Here is a 17,680-nt window from a genome sequence, read left to right on the forward strand (position 1 = left end):
GATTCAACCTCATTACAACGCTTGAGCTCCCGCATGGACAACGCGGGTTACACAAAGTTGCATCTGCCGGCGTAACAGAAATAGTAGCCGGCCTCATGGCACATTCAGGCCGGCTGGCGCTTGACGAAGAATAGCATCGAGCCGATCAGCACCAGCACCGCGCCGAACACGCGGTTCTGCAGGCGCATATGGCGCGGATCGCGCATGAAGCGCTGCATCGAGGCGGCCAGGGCGGCGTAGCCGTGCATCACGATCGAGTCGATCGCCACCATGGTCACACCCAGGATCGCCAGCTGGGTGAGCAGCGGCGCATCCTTGGAAATGAACTGCGGCAGCACGGCGACCATGAAGATGATGCCCTTGGGGTTCGTCGTATTGGTGAGAAAACCGGTCAGCACGCGCTTGCCGAAGGACGGATGCGCTTCCAGGCCGGCGGTCGACGCCATCGGGCCGGGCGCCGGAGCGGTGCGCCACTGGCTCACGCCAAGGTAGATCAGGTACAGCGCGCCGATCACCTTGACCGCCGTGAAGGCGACCGAGGATGCCAGCAGCAGCGAACCGACGCCGGCGCCGGCGATGACGAGCACCAGGACCAGGCCCAGCTGCAGGCCGAGGACGGTCGCGCTGGCCTTCCTGAGGCCGTAGGCCAGGCCATGCGACATCGACAGGACCGCGCCGGAGCCGGGCGAAATGGCGATCAGCGAACCGGCGATGACGAAGGCGATCCAGGTAGCGAAGCTCATGGTGGTGGAACAATGAAAGGTGGAAAGACGGATGGTACTGCGAGGGAAGGCGGAGACGACGACAAACATGTCGAATTCGTGCCTGATCGGCCGAATTCAGCCAGCGCGTGCGACCCGCGAACGGGCCGCGACGCGAGGCCGGGTACTGATTACTTCTTCTTGGTCGGGTTGACCGCTGCCTTCAGGGTCGCGCCAGCCGAGAAACGCGGGCTCTTCGACGCCGCGATCTTGATCACTTCGCCGGTCGCAGGGTTGCGGCCCTTGCGTGCGGCGCGCTTGGTCACCGAGAAGGTGCCGAAGCCGGTGATGCCCACCGTGTCGCCCTTTTTCAGGCGCTCGGTAATGATCTCGATGATGGTGTTCACGGCTTCGCCAGCGGCAGCGCCCGACATCTCGGTGCGCTTCGCGAATTCTGCGATCAGTTCGCCTTTTTTCATAAATCCCTCCGGGGTTAAAAGAGCGGGAAGATTAGCATAAATATTGCTATATGTAATGCCGCGCCCCGAGGGAAATTTGAAAGGAAGCCTTATGCGACGCCAGATTCGATGACCGGACCGTTCAAACGGTTGCGTAACGCGGCGTTGATCAGGGTCTGGTAACCGGTGCCGCAACGCTCGGACAGGTTGCGGAATTCCTTCAGCACCTCGTCGTCGAGATAGATCGTGATGCGGGTCTTGCGCTTCGGCGGGCGGGCGCGGCGAACCGGAGCGGAGACAGAATTGGAAGCGGAAGCGGCAGGCTGGATCGACTCGGTATTCATTGGATGATCTCCTTCGTTGGGGGGACGAGGCTGCAGTGCCGCAACCTTCAGCGTTGCACTATACGTATGCAGACCGCCGGTTACCCGGCAAAAGCGACGAGATGCAGATTTCCAGGCATGAAACGCAAAAAGCCGCGCCGAACGGCGCCGCGAAGCGTGTAGCCAGCATTTGGCGGCTCGGTTAATATCGTATCAACTTGATATGAAGGAGCATAACCATGGCTGGAGTCGGCTTACTTGCACTCCTGGACGATATCGCGACCATCCTTGACGACGTGGCCGCGATGAGCAAGGTCGCTGCCAAGAAGACCGCGGGCGTGCTGGGCGACGACCTGGCGCTCAATGCGCAGCAAGTCTCGGGCGTGAAGGCAGACCGCGAGCTGCCGGTGGTGTGGGCGGTGGCCAAGGGATCGATGGTCAACAAGGCGATCCTGGTGCCGGCCGCCCTGGCGATCTCGGTCTTCCTGCCCTGGCTGATCACGCCGCTGCTGATGATTGGCGGCGCCTTCCTGTGCTTCGAGGGCTTCGAGAAGATCGCGCACAAATATCTGCACAGCGCGGGCGACGATGCCCAGCACAAGGCGCAGCACGAGGCGACCGTGGCCAACCAGGCAGTCGACATCGTCCAGATGGAAAAGGACAAGATCAAGGGTGCGGTGCGCACCGACTTCATCCTGTCGGCCGAGATCATCGTGATCTCGCTCGGCGTCGTGGCCGGCATGGCGCTCGGCCAGCAGGCGGCAGTGCTGGTCGTCATTGCCTTGGTGATGACGGTCGGCGTCTATGGCCTGGTTGCCGCCATCGTCAAGATGGATGATGCCGGCCTGCACCTGAGCAAGAGCCAGAGCCAGGCCGCCCGCGGTCTGGGCAGGGGTCTGCTGGCCGCCGCGCCACGCCTGATGAAGACGCTGGCGGTGGTCGGCACCGCCGCCATGTTCCTGGTCGGCGGCGGCATCATCTCGCATGGGGTGCCGGCGCTGCACCACTTTTCGCAGGGCCTGGCCGCCGCGGTAACCGATGTGCCGGCAGTTGGCGGGGTGCTGGCCTTCCTGGCGCCGATCCTGTTCGATGCCCTGGTCGGCGTGCTGGTGGGTGCTGCGGTGCTGGGCGTGGTGACCCTGGTGCAGCGCATGCGCGGCAAGAAGGCGGCCGCACACTGATGTTCTCGTCGGCGCGGGCGACCTGCCCACGCCACTCATCCTGGTGTCAAAGGCTGGTCCTTGCGCGTCAGGATGGCCCCGATCGCCAGGCCAATCGCAAATCCCACATACACCACGCCCAGCGCATTGCGCGACATGCGCTTTTCATACCCCGGTTGCAAAGCCCTGGGCGTGAGCTTGTAGTCGGTGAAGGCGGCGAATGCCGACGTGGCCGCCGAGGACGCGGCGATGGCCATTGGATTCTTGCCGTCCATTACGCCTCCCAGCGCACGTTCGAACACGAATGACCAGAAGGTCGCGCTGGCATGGTGAATCAGGTAGCCGGGCACCGTGTAACGCAGCGAGAAGCGGTCGCGATAGCCTGCTTTTTGACCATGGACATAGTGGCTGACGGCATTGGTTGGTGCGAAGGCGCTGCCTGACTGGATCTTGCCGACCAGGGCCATCGCCACCGTCGAGAGCACGCTCGAGGTCGCGCCAGAGATGAGTGCGCGCTGTAATGCCTTATTTTCCATACAATCCTCTTTTACTCGATGTGAAGGGAAGCACGGATGCGGATTTTGCTGACGGGCGCAAGCGGTTTTATCGGGCAACATCTGCTACAGGCCTTGCTCACCGAAGGCCACCACGTCGTGTGTGCGCTGAGAGCACCTGAAGCGAAGCTTCCGAAAAGCCATGACCCGCGCTTAAGCTATATCCACGCCGATTTTTCCAAAGATACCGATAAATCTACCTGGCAGGCGCGCCTGTCGCACGTCGACGCCGTGATCAACACGGTAGGGATTTTTCGCGAAAGCGCTCGCCAGGATTTCGCCCGCCTGCACCGCGACACGCCGCGCGCGCTGTTCGCCGCCTGCGCCGAATCGCACGATGTGCAGATGGTCATTCAACTGTCGGCCCTGGGCGCCGACCGCGACGCGCAGTCGCCCTACCACCTGTCCAAGCGCGATGCCGACGACTACCTGGCCGGCTTGCCGCTGCGCTCCTACATCGTGCAGCCATCGCTCGTGTACGGCCGCGACGGCGCCAGCGCGCGCACCTTCCGCAGCCTGGCCAGCATGCCGTTCACGGTGCGCTTCGGCAGCAAGCCGCAGCTGGTGCAGCCGATCCACGTCGACGACCTGGTGCTGGCCATCGTCGGCCTGCTCAAGCACCGCCTGCCGATGATGCCGGGCGCCGGCACCTCGATGCGGGTGCCGCTGGTGGGGCCGCAGGCGATGTCGTTCACCGACTATCTCGGCCTGCTGCGCTCGCGCATGGGCATGGGGCGCCAGCGCATGTTGCCCCTGCCGGGACCGGTGGCGCGGCTCGCGGCCGCGATCCTGCCCGGCGTGCTCATCAGCCGCGATGCGCTGGGCATGCTGGACCGCGACAACACGGCCGACGTCATACAGACGGCGGTGCTGCTCGGCCATCTGCCGCGCGCGCCAGATGAATTCATCGGCGACCCGGACGGCGAACGCGCACGCGCCAAGCTCGGCTGGCTACTGCCGATGCTTCGCTACAGCATCGCGGCGGTATGGATCCTGACCGCGATCGTGTCCTTCGGCCTGTATCCGGTCGAGGCCAGCTACGCGCTGCTGGCGCGCACCGGCATCCCTCCCGACCTGCAGCCATGGATGCTGTATGGCGCCGCCACCTTCGACCTGCTGCTGGGACTGGGCATCCTGTTCCTGGCGCGGCGGCGGTGGCTGTGGCTGGCGCAACTGGGCCTGATCGGTTTTTATACGATCGTGATCGCGTTCAAGCTGCCTGAATTCCTGCTTCACCCCTACGGCCCGCTGACCAAGAACCTGCCGATGCTGGCCGCGATCTGGCTGCTGTACCAACTCGAGGAAAAGTAATGGATTACGTGGTGCTGAAATGGCTGCACATCGTCTCGTCGACGCTGCTGTTCGGCACCGGAATCGGGTCGGCCTGGTACATGCTGGTCGCGAACGTCAGCCGCGACGTGCGCGCGATCGCGGTGGTGGCGAAATACGTCGTCATCGCCGACTGGCTGTTTACGGCCACCACCGCCATCCTGCAGCCGCTGACCGGTTTCTATATGGTGTATCTGGCCGGCTATCCGCTGCACAGCAAGTGGCTCATGTGGTCGATCATCCTGTACGCGATCGCCGGCGCCTGCTGGCTGCCGGTGGTGTGGCTGCAGATCCGCATGCGCGATCTGGCGGCAGAGGCGGCGCGTACCGATACTGCCTTGCCGGCGCTGTACTGGCGTTACTTCAGGATCTGGGTGACGCTGGGCGTACCGGCGTTTGCGGCGTTCATCGTGATTTTCTGGCTGATGGTGGCCAAGCCGATGTAGAGGGAGCCGGCTGCATTTTTCTCATAAAAATATCTTTTGCGCCATCGCCCATCCTCCCCAGGCGCCCATGCCAAAAGCAATAAGACCGGATACCGCGAGTACAGTCTTAAGCAATTTCCAAGCTGCTTGTTCTTCCATTTCCTACCTCTGCGAGTTGCAACCAAGAATCTAAATTTATCATTAAAGCCTGCGCTCGACAAACACGACTAGCGGGCGTCCCGCCCTTGGACAGCCGCGTACAATGGCCCGCGTACCGATCAACCAGAAGGGGATTTACGCATGCGGGCTTACCAGATTCTTCATGGCGCAAACATCGACGGCCTCCAGTGCATCGACTACCCGGAACGCGACCTTGGCCTCGGCGAAGTGCGCATTCGCGTGCATGCCGTCTCGCTCAACTACCGCGACCTGATGGTCGCCAGCGGCAACTACCTGGTGTCGGTCGAGGATCCCGTCATCCCATGCTCGGACGGCGCCGGCGAAGTGCTGGCGGTCGGTCCCGGCGTGACGCGGGTGCAGGTGGGCGACCGCGTGGCCGGTTCCTTCTTCCCGCACTGGCTGGAAGGCGGACCGACGCCTGACAAAGTGCGTCACGGCCTGGGCGGCGACATCGACGGCATGCTGGCCGAAGAAGTCATCCTGCACGAGGACGGGCTGGCCATCGTCCCGGCCGGCCTGTCCTTCATCGAGGCGTCCACCATGCCTTGCGCCGCGGTCACCGCCTGGAACGCGATCTTCGTCTCCAGCAACCACATCAAGCCGGGCGATACCGTGCTGCTGCTGGGCACCGGCGGCGTCTCGATCCTGGGCCTGCAACTGGCGCGCGCGGCAGGCCTGCGCACCATCGTCACGTCGTCCAGCGACGACAAGCTGGCGCGGGCGCGCGCGCTGGGCGCCCACCACACAATCAATTACCAGGCGATTCCCGAGTGGCATGACGAGGTGCTGCACCTCACCCATGGCGCCGGCGCCCAGGTGGTGCTGGAAGTTGGGGGCAAGGGCACGGTGAACAAATCGGTATCGAGCGCCGCGATGGGCGGGACGGTTGCCGTCATCGGCGGCGTCAGCGGCTTCGGCGGCGAAGTCAATCCGGCCTCGCTGCTGGCCAGTGCCAAGCGCCTGGTGGGCATCTATGTCGGCAGCCGCGCCATGCTGGAAGACGTGATGCGTTTCGTGGACGTGGGCGGCGTCAAGCCGGTGATCGACCGCGTGTTCCCGTTCGGCCAGGCGCGGGAGGCGTATCGCCACATGGCGTCCGGCGCGCATTTCGGCAAGGTCGTGATCGACGTCATCGACCGCTCCTGATCAACGTCGAAGCTTTGGCACCAGCTCGATCTCGAACAGCTTGGGCCACAGCTTGCCGGTGACGAACAGGCGCTTGCCCTTGCTGTCCCAGGCGATGCCGTTGAGGACCGCATCGACCTCCTTGGTGCCGCGCTGGTCTGGCGGCAGCAGGCCGGTCAGGTCGATCACCCCCAGCACCTTGCCGCTGTCGGGATCGATGCGGGCGATGAGTTCGCTGCCCCAGATGTTCGAGTACAGCTCGCCATCGACCATTTCCAGTTCGTTCAGGCGGTCGACCGGGCGGCCCTCGGCCATCACCTGCACCCGGCGCAGCTCTTTCATCGTCTTCGGATCGAGGATGCGGATGAAGGAACTGCCGTCGCTCATGTACAGCTGCTTCGCATCGCTGGCCAGGCCCCAGCCTTCTCCCTCGTACTTGAAGCTCTGCTTGAGCTTGAAGGTCTTGAGGTCGAACACATAACCGACCTGCGAGGTCCAGGTCAGGCCGATCAGGTGGTTGCCCACTGCAGTCGAGCCTTCGCCAAACACCTCCTTCGGCAAGTCGGCCTTCTGCACCACCTTGCCGGTCTTGAGTTCCACCTTGCGGATCGTCGAACGGCCATACTGGCCGGTGCTTTCGTACAGGTGGCCGTCGCGGTAGAACAGGCCTTGGGTGAAGGCCTGGGAATCGTGGGGGTAGGTATTCTTGACGACAAAGCCATAGACCGGCAGCGCGGCCTGGGCGGCGCCGGCGCTCACGCAGGCGATGGAGCAGGCGACGGCGAAGATGGAGAACTGTTTGAGCATCGTGATTGGCTGAAAAAGCGGCAGCAAACTGTAGCACGAAGGATGCCAGTTCGCTGTCGAATGCGCATCAGACATAGGCAAGCAAGCGCCCGCACGCGATCACGGCGATCCAGAGCAGCAGCGACAGCGCCGCATGCAGCCGGGCCCAGGCCGGCACAGCATCCGTCCAGCGGGCTGCCCCGCGCCAGGGACCAGCATGAAAGACGAGTGCGTTCACGCCGGCCGCCACGATCAACGCCAGCTTGAGCAGGAACACCCCGTTCGCCAGCAGCTCGGGCTGAGTGGAGAACATCAGCAAGCCGCTCGGCACGATCAGCAGAAGGCCGAACCAGGACCACGGCAGCAGGTGGCGCGCCAGCGCCTGCACCGGCAGGCTGCGGCCGCAGCCGAGCAGGCGCAGGTCGAACATCGCCGCCGCCCCCACCAGCGCAGTGAAGCCGACGATGTGGACGATCTCGACGATCGGATACAGCCAGGCATCGTCGCGCAGGGCCTGGGCCAGCGGCGTCGAGGCGGCCCAGGCGGCCGCATCCTGGACAAAACCCGGCGCGAAGCTCAGCGCAGCTCCGTGACCTTGTCGCCGACGGTGATGCGCTCGGCGCGCAACTCATCGGCCTTGCTGCGCTTGGGATAACCGTAGACGGTCACTTTGTTGCCGACCGACAGCATGTCCTTGGCCAGGCCGCGGTTTTCCATGCGGCCGGGCGGGGCCAGCACCACGAGCCAGGTCTTGTCCGCCGTTTTCAGGCGCACGAAGCCGTGGGGCTGCTGGTAACCGGATTCCTCGATCGTGCCGGTCAGCTGCTGGGGTTGCTTGGCGTCGTATTCGCTCCAGCCGTGGTGGGCGGAAGCAGTGGCGGCCACGATCGATAATACGGTGGCCAGAAGTGCGCGTTTCATTGTTTTCCTCCGGGTGAAGAAATCGATGATGCATGCGTCAAGCATATCCTCGAACGGCGCGTGAAGCGCGCACGGCTGCTCGACGGGAATGGCCATTCCGGCCGGTGTAACATGCATTTATAGCCTTTGTTCAAGGAGACGCCATGCCATCGCGCCGCCCGGCTACCCCGGCCGACCTGTCGACATTGTGGGAATTGCGCACCCGGGCGGTGCGCGCCGGTTGTTCCGCCCATTACCCGGCTGCGGTGATCGACCTCTGGTGCGCCGCCCCGGCGCCCGCCTCGCTGCCGCTGCTGGTCCAGGCCGGTGGGGCTGTCGTGGCGGAGGAAGACGGGCGCATCGTCGGCTACGCCGTGCTCAACCTGGAGACCGGCGAAATCAATGCCGCCTTCGTCGAGCCGAGCCACCAGGGCCGCGGCATCGCCCTGCAATTGCTGCAGCAGCTGGAATCGATGGCATGCCAGCGGGGCCTGCCCCGCATGTTCCTGTCGGCCTCGCTCAATGCGGTGCCGTTCTACGAACGCGCCGGCTTCCTGTCGCTGCGCGAAGAGTTGTATCCGCACCGCTGCGGGGTCGACCTCAAGTCGGTGTTCATGGAAAAGCTGCTGCGCCGTGCCGGGCCAACTACATCGCCTGGCCTTGGCGCGCCAGTCGGCGCAGGCCGTTAACACGGCGTACCCGCGCGTGCATCGCGTGGCCGATGTCCAGCCGCAGCAGCACCAGGATGGCGATGCATGAGCCCAGCACGGGCACGCCGAACGCCAGTGCCTTGAGTCCCAGCACGACAGCCGGCGTCTGGACGGCGCCCGGCACGTAGCCCAGTTGCCCGAGCGTCCAGCCGATCGTCGCCAGCGCGGCCATGCCGCCGGCCTTGAGCAGGACCAGAATGGCGGCGAACGCCGCCGTCTCGCTGCGCTCGCGGTAACGGAACTCCGAAAAATCAACGATGTCCGCCAGGATCCCCCAGGGCAACATGGCCACCCCGGCCACACCGACGCCGGCCAGTGCCGCGCATGCCAGCAGCAGCGCCTGGTGTTCGCCCGCACAGGCGAACAGCACGATGCCGGTGGCGGCCACGCCATGGCTCAGCGCCAGCAGCGTGGTCTTGTCGTGGCGCGGCACCAGCGAAATCCACAGGGTGGCGCCGGCGATGCCGCTCAGGGCCAGCGTCAGGAGCACCCGGCTGGCGAAGCCGGCATCGTGCAGCACATAGGTGCACAGGTAGAGCAGGGTCTTGCCGAACATCGGGATCGCGAAGCCGGTCACCACCGCCACCACTGCGATCGCGCCGAACAGGCGGTCGTGTCTTGGCCACCAGCCGCTGGCCAGGGCCTGGCGCGCAAGCGCACCGCGCGGCTGGCCGGCGGCGCGCGACGACCATGCCGCCAGCAGCAGGGTCGCGCAAAACAGTATGCCCGCCCACAGGCCCAGCCACGCCATGCGCACCGGGGCCGCCGGTCCCGCCGCGGCATTCATCGACGGCGCGATCACGGTGGCCACGACCACGCTGGCGGCGGCGCTGAACAGGGTGCGGTAGCCGGAAGCGCGGCCGCGCGCGTGGCTGTCCACGGTCACCCGCGCCAGCAGGGCGTTGTGCGGCACGTCGATCAGGGCGTAGCTGCCGCGCAGCAGCAGCAACAGGGTGGCGATGAGGAGGAAGCCTTGCGCCTGCAAGAACGGTAAGGCATACAGCGCGCCGAAGGCACAGGCGCAGGGCAGGACGCACAAGGCGATCAGGCGCGGATAGCCGATGCCATGCCGGTCGGCGTGACATGCCAGCATGCCGGCGCCGATATCGAACGCGAGGTCGCCCAGGAAGACGATCAGCATGAGCAGGCTGACCTCTGCCGCGGGCATGCCGATGATGTCGGTCAGCAGGAACAGCAGCGTGACATCGATGCTGCCAAGGAAAATCGCCTTGCCGAAGTTACCCGATGCGTAGCCGACGACGTGGCGGTCGCGGTTCAGCTGGGCGGCGCATGCGCGGAGGTCTGGCATCCTGCGAGGATAGCCGGCGTGGATGACAGCCTGATGTCAGCCCGCTGCCAGCGTCGTCGCCGCATGGATCGGCAGCAGCGCGGCGCCCAGCGCGATGGCGCTGCCGCCCAGCGCCGAGATGCGGATCTGCCCCGGCCGCTCGGCGGGCCAGCACAGCGGCATGGCATTCAGGCGCTCGGCCAGGCGCGCCACCACCGAGGCCGGCAAAGGACTCGAAAACACGATGTCTTCGGGATCGAACCAGGCGATCGCACTGTTGACCAGCACTTCCAGCTGACTGGCGGCGCGGTCGAGCCAGCCCTCGACGACCGCCTCGAAACCTGCCGTGATCTCGTCGAAACGGGCCACCGACTCGATGCCGCAGCCGGCTTCGCGCAGCACCGCCAGCAAGTCCAGCGTGCTCGGACGCGGCAGGTGGCCGGGATAGAGCATCCCGATTTCACCGGCGCCGCCGAAACCGCCCTTGACCAGTCGCCCATCCTCGATCACACCGGCGCCGATGCCGTAGCCGAGCAGGATCACGACCACGGTGGAGGCCTTGCGCCCGGCGCTGCTCAGGTAGTACTCGGCCATGGCCGCCGCGTTGGCATCGTTCTCCAGCAAGACTGCCGTGCCGAGCGCCTCGCCCAGCATCTGCCCCAGCGGCACGTCGTTCCAACCGGGCAGCTCCTTGACCGTATGCCACGAGTCGCCCGTACGTGAGCGCGGCGAACCGGGCAGGCCTACGCCAATGCCGAAGAAGCGCTGGCCCAGCAGGCGATGGCGCACGCCCAGTACGTCCAGGTGGCGTTGCACGATGGCGGAAAATTCGGCCGGGCTCGGCGTGCCGATCTGTTCGCTGACGAGCGCGATGATCTCGCCCGAGAAGTCCACCAAGGCGATCTCCAGCACGCCCTTGTGCACCGTCGCGCCCGCGGCGAAACCACCCTGGGACGAGATGCCGAGCGGGATGGTAGGCCGGCCGCGCGTGGGCGCCTCGGCGGGTTCCCGTTCTTCCACCAGGCCCAGGCTGATCAGGTTGTGCGACAGCTTGGTCAGTGCGGAGTTGCTGACCTGCAGGGACAGCGCCAGTTCCGTGCGCGGCATCGGGCCTTTCATGCGCAGGTGCCAGAGCAGGCGTTTCTCTTCGGAGGGCAAATGCAGGCGCGCAGCTTTCATCGTCCGGTCTTCGTGTTTATGAATTTTATTTATTTTACGAGTAATAAATAATCCAGTCAAAATCGCTCCGTATTCTGCTCATGTTGACTTTATTCCATCCAGGACTATTCCATGATCAAGACAAGAATGACCCTCGCGCTGCATTGCGCACTCGGCGCCCTCGCGGTGCTCGGCCCCTGCGCCGCAGCCCAGGAAGCCCCTGCGGCGGCAACCCCGGCGCCGGCCGCCAGCCAGGACGCCGATGCCGTCAGCGATGCCCAGGTGGTGGTGGTCACCGGTTCGGCGCGCCCGCAGCGCCGCTTCGACGTGTCGTATGCGGTGAACTCGCTGTCGCAGGGAGACATCCAGAAACTGGCGCCGCTGAACATGGCCGACCTGCTGGGCAAGATGCCTGGCATCCAGGTCGAGGCCACCGGCGGCGAAGTGCAGAACGTGACCCGCGTGCGCGGCATCCCGACCGACGACGGCTACGCCCTGTTCCAGCAGGACGGGCTGCCCCTGATGACCGAGATTAACGGCTTCTTCTTCCGCGGCGACAGCATGAACCGCTACGACCTGATGACCAGGAACGTGGAAATCGTGCGCGGCGGCCCGGCGCCGATCTATGCCAGCCAGGCCGCCGCCATCGTCAACAACACCACCGTCACCGGCTCCGAGAAAACCATGGGCAAGGCCCGGGTCACGGTCGGCACGACGGGCCTCAAGCGCCTGGATGCCTACCAGTCGGGCAAGATCGACGACAAGACCTATTACGCCGTCGGCGGTTTCATTCGCGAGGACGACGGCCACCGCGACAACGGCTTCCCGAACGACCGCGGCGGCCAGATCCGCGCCAACATCAAGCACGTGACGGACAGCGGCACCTGGAAGCTGAGCGCCAACTACCTGAACGACCACAATACTTTCTACCTGCCGATCCCGGTCTCGGATCCGCGCAATCCGGCGGTCTCGCTCGACCGCTACATCGATTATTTCGACGGCACGATGAATTCGCCGTCCCTGCGCAGCGTGCCGCAGCAATACCTGAACGGCGCCGGCACCTTGCAGACCGAAACGCGCGACCTGGCCGACGGCCGCCACCTCGAATTCGGCAACCTGGGCCTGCAGTACGAGGGCGACCTCGGCGCCTGGCAGTTGTCGGCCAAGGCCGGCGCCACCCGCGGCAAGCTCAATTTCGACGCCTTCTACTCCACCTCCAATCCGGCCGACGCGAACACCTTCGCCAACGGCTTCATGAACTCCGCCAGGGCCGCCTTCGGGCCGGTCGCGCGCCTGGGCTATGCGGTCGCCGGCAGCAATGGCGCACAAGCCTATGACCCGGCGAGCGACTCGGGCCTGGTGATGCAGGGCCAGTACCGGGCCATGGGCGCCACCTTCTATTCGCACCAGGCCGACGTCAACCTGACGCGCACCTTCGAGACCGGCATGGGCAGCCATGACGTGAAGGCCGGCTTCTATGCCAGCGCCTACGGCACCACCAGCAAGTCGGTGTACAACGACATGCTGATCGAAGTGAAGGGCCAGCCGCGCACCCTCGACCTGGTGGCGTATTCGGAGTCCGGCGCGGTGCTCGGTTCGGTCACCAACAACGGCGTGCTGCGCTACACGACAACCCTGAACCAGGGCGACGTCGAAGCACGCATGGGGGCGCTGTACCTGAACGACACCTGGACCGTGAACGACCAGCTGCGCCTGGATGCCGGCGTGCGCACCGAGCGTTACCGCTACGACGGTTACGCACTGCTGACCGCGCAGGCCAACCTGGGCGACGGCACGACCCTGGCCGACGACACCACGCGCCGCTTCACCGGCGCGCGCCAGTCGCACGTCTACAAGCCGCGCACCACCAACTGGACCCTGGGCGCCAACTACGACTTCACCGCGAACCTGGGCGGCTACGCGCGCGTGTCGCACCTGGAAGTGCCGCCGACGATGAACGTGGCCTCGTCGGTCGACCCGCTGGTGCTCACCACCAAGGCCGACCAGTACGAGGTGGGCGTCAAGGCCAACTTCGGGCGCTCCTACCTGTACGTGACCGCCTTCCGCACCAACTTCGATCCGCTCAACGCCTCGTTCGTGGCCTTCAACCCGGCCACCGGCCGCAATGACCAGACCGTGCCGTTCTACGGCAAGGCCGTGGTGCAGGGCGCCGAGGCCGACGGCGCCTGGTACCTGACCGACCGCTTCGTGCTGAACGCCTCGCTGACGGTGCAGGAACCCGAATACCGCGACTTCGCCAGCGCCACCGGCGCCGACCCGTCGCGCATCATCGGCAACCAGCTGATCCGCCAGCCCAAGGTGTTCGGCAACATCCGCCCCAGCTACAGCTTCGGCATCGCCGGCAACCAGGTCGACGTCTACGGCAGCGTGGCCTATATGGGCAAGCGCTACGTCGACTTCTTCAACGCGACCGAGCTGCCTTCGTTCCACACGATCGGCGCGGGCGTGACCGTCACGCGCGGCGACTGGCAGTTCCAGCTCACCGGCGACAACCTGACGAACGAAAAAGGCCTCACCGAGGGCAATACCCGCACCGACGCCCTGGCGGGCCAGGGCAATAGCGTGGCGATCTATGGCCGTCCGGTGTTCGGACGCAGCGCGCGCTTCTCCATCAGCAAGGCTTGGTAACACGATGATCAAACATCTCATGCTCACGGCAGCGCTGGCTGCCGCACTCCCCCTGCACGCCGCACCCGCGGTCGACCGCCACTGGTCGCTGATGGCGGGCCGCATGTTCCCGCTGGTGACCTCGATCCAGCCCGAGCGCGCTCCTGCCACCCTGGCCGCCGTGCTGGAGCAACGCAGGAAGCGGATCGACGCCTGCGAGCTGGCGCCAAAGTGCCTGTTGCTGGCGGCCACCTGGACCGATGCCGAGATGGACGCGGTAGCGGCGGGGGCCTCCTCGGCGCCGGCGTCCGGCAAGCAACCCGGCATGGCCGATGACGGCGCCAGGGCCCAGGTGGTACGCGAGCTGCGCGGCCTGAACGCCGTGCTGCAGACCTACGGCTTCGGCACGCAATCACGCTATCCGATGATCGACGGCCCCGTCGAGAAGGTCGACGGCGCCGGCTTCAAGGCATCGGTGGCCGATGCGATCTGGCTGGCAGACGCCGGCAAGCACGACCCGGCGGTGCGGCTGGACCCCAGCATCGCGCTGGCCATCGCCCTGATCGACGCCAACGAACGGCGCGACGCGGTGCTGTTCGAGCCGCTCGACCAAGCCCACAACGCGGCGCCGTTCGCGCTGGCGGGCAAGACCGACTGGCAGCGCTACCGCTACTCGGCGATCATCATCCCCGGCGTCGGCCCCGAGAATCCGGCGCTGTCGATCAGCGCGCGCAGCAAGCTGCACCTGCAACTGGCCGCGCGCCGCTTCATGCAGGGCGATGTGGCCTTCATCATCACCAGCGGCGCCGCCGTGCACCCGAAAGGATCGACTTATGTCGAGGCGGTGGAGATGCGCAGGACACTGGTCGAACGCTTCGGGATTCCCGCCGAGCGCATTGTGATCGAGCCCTATGCGCGCCACACGACGACCAATCTGCGCAACGCCACCCGGCGCCTGCACGCGATGGGCGCGCCGCTGGACAAGCCGACGCTGATCGTCGCCAATTCAAGCCAGAGCCGCTACATCTCCAGCCCCGAATTCGCGGCCCGCAATCCGGCGGAACTCGGCTACGATCCGGGCACCGTCGGCAAGCGCCACTCGCCGTACGAGGTAGAGTTCACGCCGTCGGTGCGCTCGCTGCGCGTCGATCCCTGGGATCCGCTCGATCCCTGATGCGCAGGATCGGGCTCGCGACTCGTCGCCCCGACAGTCAGGCGGCTTCGGTCAGGGCAACGCTGTAGCGCGGCGCCGGCCTGGTGTGCGACAGGTTTGGCCCCAACGCGCGGCGGGCGTTCTCGAAGGCGTCCCAGTCGGCGCTGTCCGGCAGGGCCGGGATGGTGATCACTTCTCCCTGATCCAGGCCGGCGAGGGCGGCGTCGACCATGTCATTCACGGGCATCACGATCTCTTGCGGCAGGTGCGCGACCGGCACCCCGGCGTGGTCCCAGAATTCGGTGGCGGTGGCGCCCGGCAGCACGGCCTGGACCTGGATGCCCTTGGCGCCGACCTCGTGCTGCAGCGACTGGGTGAGTGCCAGCACGAAGGCCTTGCTGCCGCCGTAGGTGCCGTTGAGCACCTCGGGAGCGACGGCGGCGATCGACGAGATATTGATGATGGTGCCCTGGCCGCGCGCCACCAGGCGCGGCACGACGGCGCGCGTCAGGCGGGTCAGCGCCGTCACGTTCAGCGCGATCATGCGGTCGAGGTCTTCGACGCTCGAATCGAGCATGCTGGCGGTGGCTCCCAGGCCGGCATTGTTCAGCAACAGCGTGATCGACGCATCGCCTGCCAGGCGCTCTTCCACGCGGCGCAGGTCGGCGCTTTGGGTGAGGTCGGCGACCAGGATGTCGACCTTGCGGCCGGTCTCGGCGCGCAGCCGGGCGGCGACCTGCTCGAGGCGTTGCCGGTTGCGCGCCACCAGCACCAGGTCGTAGCCGCGTTCGGCCAGGCGTTGGGCATAGCGGGCGCCGATGCCGGTCGAGGCGCCGGTGATCAGGGCGGTGGTGGCTTGTGCGGTCGTGCTCATGTTGTTCTCCCTGGTGTTTCGTTGTCGATGAAAACAGTCTACGGAGATGGGGCGTGGCCAACTGGACGTATATCCCTCAATTTGAGCCATCATGTGTAAGGCCGATCCGAGGGCAGGACGCAAAAAAACGGCGTGCATCGCTGCACGCCGTTTTCACAAGCCACCCGCAGGTGGCAAAGTCACACGATCAGATGAAGGTGAAGGTCGCTTCCTGCGTCAGGCGCGATTTCGGCAGGCCGGCATTGAAGTCGCTTTCCGACGAATAGCCGAAGCTCACCAGCACCAGGCTGGTCAGGCCTTTCGCATTCAGGCCGAATTCCTCGTCCAGGATCTTCTGGTCGAAGCCTTCCATCGGGGTCGCATTGATCTCGAGCGTGGCCGCGCCGAGCAGCGCGGTGCCCAGCGCCAGGTAGACCTGCTTCTCGAGCCACTGCGCCACGTCCTTGCCGCCGAAGCGGTGCTGGTTGACGTAGCCGCGGCGGGCGCCGTCCTGGCCGGCACGTGCGGCAGCGTCGCGAAAGCGCCCATCGCCTTGTTCCTGGTCCAGCAGCGCTTCCAGGTGCGCCTCGTCCATGTCGATTCGTGAGCACAGCACGATCACGTGCGAGGCGTCAAGGATCTTGGCCGCGTTATAGGAAAAGCCGCCCTGCGCCGCCTTGGCGATGCGCGCACGGCCTTCCGGCGTGTTGGCCACGACGAAGTGCCACGGCTGCGAATTGACCGACGACGGGCTGTTGCGCAGCAGGTCGTACACTTGCTGCATCACTTCCTCGGGGATGCGGCGCTCTGCATCGTAGGCTTTGGCGGTATGGCGTTTTTGTGCGGCCGACAGGATATTCATGGTGCTCCTTCTGATGGTCAATCCAACGATCTTAAGCGATCTGAGACTTAAAAGTTTTCGAGCACGATTTTTCCGATCGCCCGGTTGCTCTCGATGAGGGCGTGGGCGCGGCGCAGGTTGGCGGCATTGATCGTGCCGAAGTGCTCGCCCAGCGTGGTGGTCAGGGCGCCGTCCTCGATCATCGCGGCCACCCGGTTCAAGAGCTCGTGCTGGCGCACCATATCGGCCGTTTCGAACATCGAGCGGGTGAACATCAGCTCCCAGTGCAGCGAGATCGACTTGCGCTTGAGCGGCACCGCGTCGAGCGTGGCCGGATCGTCGATCAGCGCCAGCTGGCCCTGCGGCGCCAGCGCTTCGATGATGTCCTCGTAATGGCGGTCGGTATGGGTCAGGCTGATCACGATATCGACGTTGGCGAAGCCCAGCTCTTCGAGCTGCGGCTGCATGCGGCGGGTGTGGTCGACCGTGTGGTGGGCGCCGAGTTTGGTCACCCATTCGCGGGTGGCGTCGCGCGAGGCGCTGCCGATCACGGTCAGCTTGGTGAGCCGGCGCGCGAGCTGGGTCAGGATCGAACCGACGCCACCGCCGGCGCCGACGATCAGCAGCGACTTGCCTTCGCCGCCGCCTTCCGGCACGCGCAGGCGGTCGAACAGCAACTCCCAGGCCGTGATCGACGTCAGGGGCAGGGCGGCCGCCTCGGCGAAGCCGAGATTCGCGGGCTTCTTGCCGACGATGCGCTCGTCGACGGTCTGGAACTGGCTGTTGGAGCCGGGACGGACGATCGAGCCGGCATAGAACACCTCATCGCCAGGCGAGAACAGGGTCACGTTGGCGCCGACGGCGCGCACGATGCCACTGGCGTCCCAGCCCAGCACACGTGGCTCGCTCACCGCGGAACCCTGGCGGATCTTGGTATCGACCGGGTTGACCGAGACGGCGCGCACTTCGACCAGCAGGTCGTGCGGGCCGGCCAGCGGCATGGGCAGTTCGGTGTCGACCAGGGCCTGCGGGTCGTCAATGGGCAGGCCGTGTTGGGTATAGACTATCGCTTTCATTTTCTTCTCCAGGAATAAAGTGGGGGCAATAC

Annotated in this window: 19 protein-coding genes; 7 read left to right on the forward strand and 12 right to left on the reverse strand. The window is 65.6% G+C overall.

Annotated elements, in window-relative coordinates:
* Positions 1-104: 104 nt before the first annotated feature.
* The 3 genes from SOM61_RS13920 to SOM61_RS13930 all read right to left on the reverse strand — a co-directional run bounded on the left by SOM61_RS13920 (position 105) and on the right by SOM61_RS13930 (position 1,503).
* On the reverse strand, positions 105-743 hold the full coding sequence (locus tag SOM61_RS13920) for a LysE family transporter (RefSeq protein WP_320474641.1): 639 nt from the start codon (positions 741-743) through the stop codon (positions 105-107).
* 149 nt (positions 744-892) lie between these two features.
* Positions 893-1,180 carry an HU family DNA-binding protein gene (locus tag SOM61_RS13925; RefSeq protein ID WP_320474642.1) on the reverse strand — a complete coding sequence of 96 codons (288 nt, stop codon included), beginning with the start codon at positions 1,178-1,180 and terminating at the stop codon, positions 893-895.
* An 89-nt stretch (positions 1,181-1,269) separates the two neighbouring features.
* A complete protein-coding gene (locus SOM61_RS13930; RefSeq protein ID WP_320474643.1) occupies positions 1,270-1,503 on the reverse strand; it encodes a BrnA antitoxin family protein in 234 nt (77 codons plus the stop codon).
* A 218-nt stretch (positions 1,504-1,721) separates the two neighbouring features.
* On the opposite strand from SOM61_RS13930, the gene SOM61_RS13935 reads away from it, so the two are divergent.
* A complete protein-coding gene (locus tag SOM61_RS13935; RefSeq protein ID WP_320474644.1) occupies positions 1,722-2,663 on the forward strand; it encodes a DUF808 domain-containing protein in 942 nt (313 codons plus the stop codon).
* Between the two features lie 35 nt (positions 2,664-2,698).
* Here SOM61_RS13935 and SOM61_RS13940 read toward each other — a convergent pair whose 3' ends face one another.
* The gene (locus SOM61_RS13940) at positions 2,699-3,259 is read right to left on the reverse strand and encodes a hypothetical protein (RefSeq protein ID WP_320474645.1); all 561 of its coding nucleotides are present in this window, start codon (positions 3,257-3,259) and stop codon (positions 2,699-2,701) included.
* A 12-nt stretch (positions 3,260-3,271) separates the two neighbouring features.
* Between SOM61_RS13940 and SOM61_RS13945 the strand changes: the two genes are divergently transcribed.
* The 3 genes from SOM61_RS13945 (at position 3,272) to SOM61_RS13955 (ending at position 6,276) form a co-directional block, all read left to right on the forward strand.
* The gene (locus SOM61_RS13945; RefSeq protein ID WP_320474646.1) at positions 3,272-4,507 is read left to right on the forward strand and encodes an SDR family oxidoreductase; all 1,236 of its coding nucleotides are present in this window, start codon (positions 3,272-3,274) and stop codon (positions 4,505-4,507) included.
* Entirely contained in the window at positions 4,507-4,971 is a 465-nt protein-coding gene (locus tag SOM61_RS13950; RefSeq protein WP_320474647.1) for a DUF2269 family protein, read from the forward strand. Before SOM61_RS13945 ends, SOM61_RS13950 begins: the two co-directional genes overlap by 1 nt.
* A 279-nt stretch (positions 4,972-5,250) precedes the next feature.
* Positions 5,251-6,276: a zinc-dependent alcohol dehydrogenase family protein gene (locus SOM61_RS13955; RefSeq protein WP_320474648.1), complete on the forward strand. Its 1,026-nt coding sequence runs from the start codon at positions 5,251-5,253 to the stop codon at positions 6,274-6,276.
* Here SOM61_RS13955 and SOM61_RS13960 read toward each other — a convergent pair whose 3' ends face one another.
* From SOM61_RS13960 to SOM61_RS13970, 3 genes are all read right to left on the reverse strand, one after another.
* The gene (locus SOM61_RS13960) at positions 6,277-7,062 is read right to left on the reverse strand and encodes a glutaminyl-peptide cyclotransferase (RefSeq protein WP_320474649.1); all 786 of its coding nucleotides are present in this window, start codon (positions 7,060-7,062) and stop codon (positions 6,277-6,279) included. It lies immediately after the preceding gene.
* A gap of 67 nt (positions 7,063-7,129) precedes the next feature.
* Entirely contained in the window at positions 7,130-7,621 is a 492-nt protein-coding gene (locus SOM61_RS13965) for a DUF6644 family protein (RefSeq protein ID WP_320474713.1), read from the reverse strand.
* Positions 7,618-7,962 (reverse strand): DUF6152 family protein, encoded by a 345-nt coding sequence (locus SOM61_RS13970; RefSeq protein ID WP_320474650.1) that lies wholly within the window; start codon positions 7,960-7,962, stop codon positions 7,618-7,620. Before SOM61_RS13970 ends, SOM61_RS13965 begins: the two co-directional genes overlap by 4 nt.
* Before the next feature lie 143 nt (positions 7,963-8,105).
* Between SOM61_RS13970 and SOM61_RS13975 the strand changes: the two genes are divergently transcribed.
* Entirely contained in the window at positions 8,106-8,630 is a 525-nt protein-coding gene (locus SOM61_RS13975) for a GNAT family N-acetyltransferase (protein WP_320474651.1), read from the forward strand.
* On the opposite strand, the gene SOM61_RS13980 is transcribed toward SOM61_RS13975, so the two are convergent.
* Entirely contained in the window at positions 8,587-9,960 is a 1,374-nt protein-coding gene (locus SOM61_RS13980; protein WP_320474652.1) for an MFS transporter, read from the reverse strand. The genes SOM61_RS13975 and SOM61_RS13980 overlap by 44 nt on opposite strands.
* A 36-nt stretch (positions 9,961-9,996) precedes the next feature.
* Positions 9,997-11,118: an ROK family transcriptional regulator gene (locus tag SOM61_RS13985; RefSeq protein ID WP_320474653.1), complete on the reverse strand. Its 1,122-nt coding sequence runs from the start codon at positions 11,116-11,118 to the stop codon at positions 9,997-9,999.
* A gap of 111 nt (positions 11,119-11,229) precedes the next feature.
* Here SOM61_RS13985 and SOM61_RS13990 point away from each other — a divergent pair, with 111 nt between their 5' ends.
* The gene (locus SOM61_RS13990; RefSeq protein ID WP_320474654.1) at positions 11,230-13,746 is read left to right on the forward strand and encodes a TonB-dependent receptor; all 2,517 of its coding nucleotides are present in this window, start codon (positions 11,230-11,232) and stop codon (positions 13,744-13,746) included.
* Between the two features lie 4 nt (positions 13,747-13,750).
* Complete coding sequence (locus SOM61_RS13995; protein ID WP_320474655.1) at positions 13,751-14,899, forward strand: YdcF family protein; 1,149 nt, start codon at positions 13,751-13,753, stop codon at positions 14,897-14,899.
* A 37-nt stretch (positions 14,900-14,936) separates the two neighbouring features.
* Here the strand turns inward: SOM61_RS13995 and SOM61_RS14000 are convergent, their stop codons facing one another.
* The 3 genes from SOM61_RS14000 to SOM61_RS14010 form a co-directional block, all read right to left on the reverse strand.
* Positions 14,937-15,752: an SDR family NAD(P)-dependent oxidoreductase gene (locus SOM61_RS14000; RefSeq protein ID WP_320474656.1), complete on the reverse strand. Its 816-nt coding sequence runs from the start codon at positions 15,750-15,752 to the stop codon at positions 14,937-14,939.
* Positions 15,753-15,939: 187 nt separating this feature from the next.
* Complete coding sequence (gene nfsB, locus SOM61_RS14005; protein ID WP_320474657.1) at positions 15,940-16,593, reverse strand: oxygen-insensitive NAD(P)H nitroreductase; 654 nt, start codon at positions 16,591-16,593, stop codon at positions 15,940-15,942.
* A 47-nt stretch (positions 16,594-16,640) separates the two neighbouring features.
* A complete protein-coding gene (locus SOM61_RS14010) occupies positions 16,641-17,648 on the reverse strand; it encodes a zinc-binding alcohol dehydrogenase family protein (RefSeq protein WP_320474658.1) in 1,008 nt (335 codons plus the stop codon).
* Positions 17,649-17,680 lie beyond the last annotated feature (32 nt).

The organism is Massilia sp. CFBP9012, from assembly GCF_034045115.1.
Lineage (GTDB): Bacteria > Pseudomonadota > Gammaproteobacteria > Burkholderiales > Burkholderiaceae_D > Telluria.

What these genes read in the sequence shown, in the direction of transcription:
- SOM61_RS13980 (WP_320474652.1), bottom strand. Translation starts at nt 9,960, where the DNA reads ATGCCAGACCTCCGCGCATGCGCCGCCCAGCTGAACCGCGACCGCCAC.
- SOM61_RS13955 (WP_320474648.1), top strand. Translation starts at nt 5,251, where the DNA reads ATGCGGGCTTACCAGATTCTTCATGGCGCAAACATCGACGGCCTCCAG.
- SOM61_RS13940 (WP_320474645.1), bottom strand. Translation starts at nt 3,259, where the DNA reads ATGTTGCCCGATAAAACCGCTTGCGCCCGTCAGCAAAATCCGCATCCG.
- SOM61_RS13990 (WP_320474654.1), top strand. Translation starts at nt 11,230, where the DNA reads ATGATCAAGACAAGAATGACCCTCGCGCTGCATTGCGCACTCGGCGCC.
- SOM61_RS13925 (WP_320474642.1), bottom strand. Translation starts at nt 1,180, where the DNA reads ATGAAAAAAGGCGAACTGATCGCAGAATTCGCGAAGCGCACCGAGATG.
- SOM61_RS13975 (WP_320474651.1), top strand. Translation starts at nt 8,106, where the DNA reads ATGCCATCGCGCCGCCCGGCTACCCCGGCCGACCTGTCGACATTGTGG.
- SOM61_RS13950 (WP_320474647.1), top strand. Translation starts at nt 4,507, where the DNA reads ATGGATTACGTGGTGCTGAAATGGCTGCACATCGTCTCGTCGACGCTG.
- SOM61_RS14000 (WP_320474656.1), bottom strand. Translation starts at nt 15,752, where the DNA reads ATGAGCACGACCGCACAAGCCACCACCGCCCTGATCACCGGCGCCTCG.
- nfsB (WP_320474657.1), bottom strand. Translation starts at nt 16,593, where the DNA reads ATGAATATCCTGTCGGCCGCACAAAAACGCCATACCGCCAAAGCCTAC.
- SOM61_RS13935 (WP_320474644.1), top strand. Translation starts at nt 1,722, where the DNA reads ATGGCTGGAGTCGGCTTACTTGCACTCCTGGACGATATCGCGACCATC.
- SOM61_RS13960 (WP_320474649.1), bottom strand. Translation starts at nt 7,062, where the DNA reads ATGCTCAAACAGTTCTCCATCTTCGCCGTCGCCTGCTCCATCGCCTGC.
- SOM61_RS13985 (WP_320474653.1), bottom strand. Translation starts at nt 11,118, where the DNA reads ATGAAAGCTGCGCGCCTGCATTTGCCCTCCGAAGAGAAACGCCTGCTC.
- SOM61_RS13970 (WP_320474650.1), bottom strand. Translation starts at nt 7,962, where the DNA reads ATGAAACGCGCACTTCTGGCCACCGTATTATCGATCGTGGCCGCCACT.
- SOM61_RS13930 (WP_320474643.1), bottom strand. Translation starts at nt 1,503, where the DNA reads ATGAATACCGAGTCGATCCAGCCTGCCGCTTCCGCTTCCAATTCTGTC.
- SOM61_RS13995 (WP_320474655.1), top strand. Translation starts at nt 13,751, where the DNA reads ATGATCAAACATCTCATGCTCACGGCAGCGCTGGCTGCCGCACTCCCC.
- SOM61_RS13920 (WP_320474641.1), bottom strand. Translation starts at nt 743, where the DNA reads ATGAGCTTCGCTACCTGGATCGCCTTCGTCATCGCCGGTTCGCTGATC.
- SOM61_RS14010 (WP_320474658.1), bottom strand. Translation starts at nt 17,648, where the DNA reads ATGAAAGCGATAGTCTATACCCAACACGGCCTGCCCATTGACGACCCG.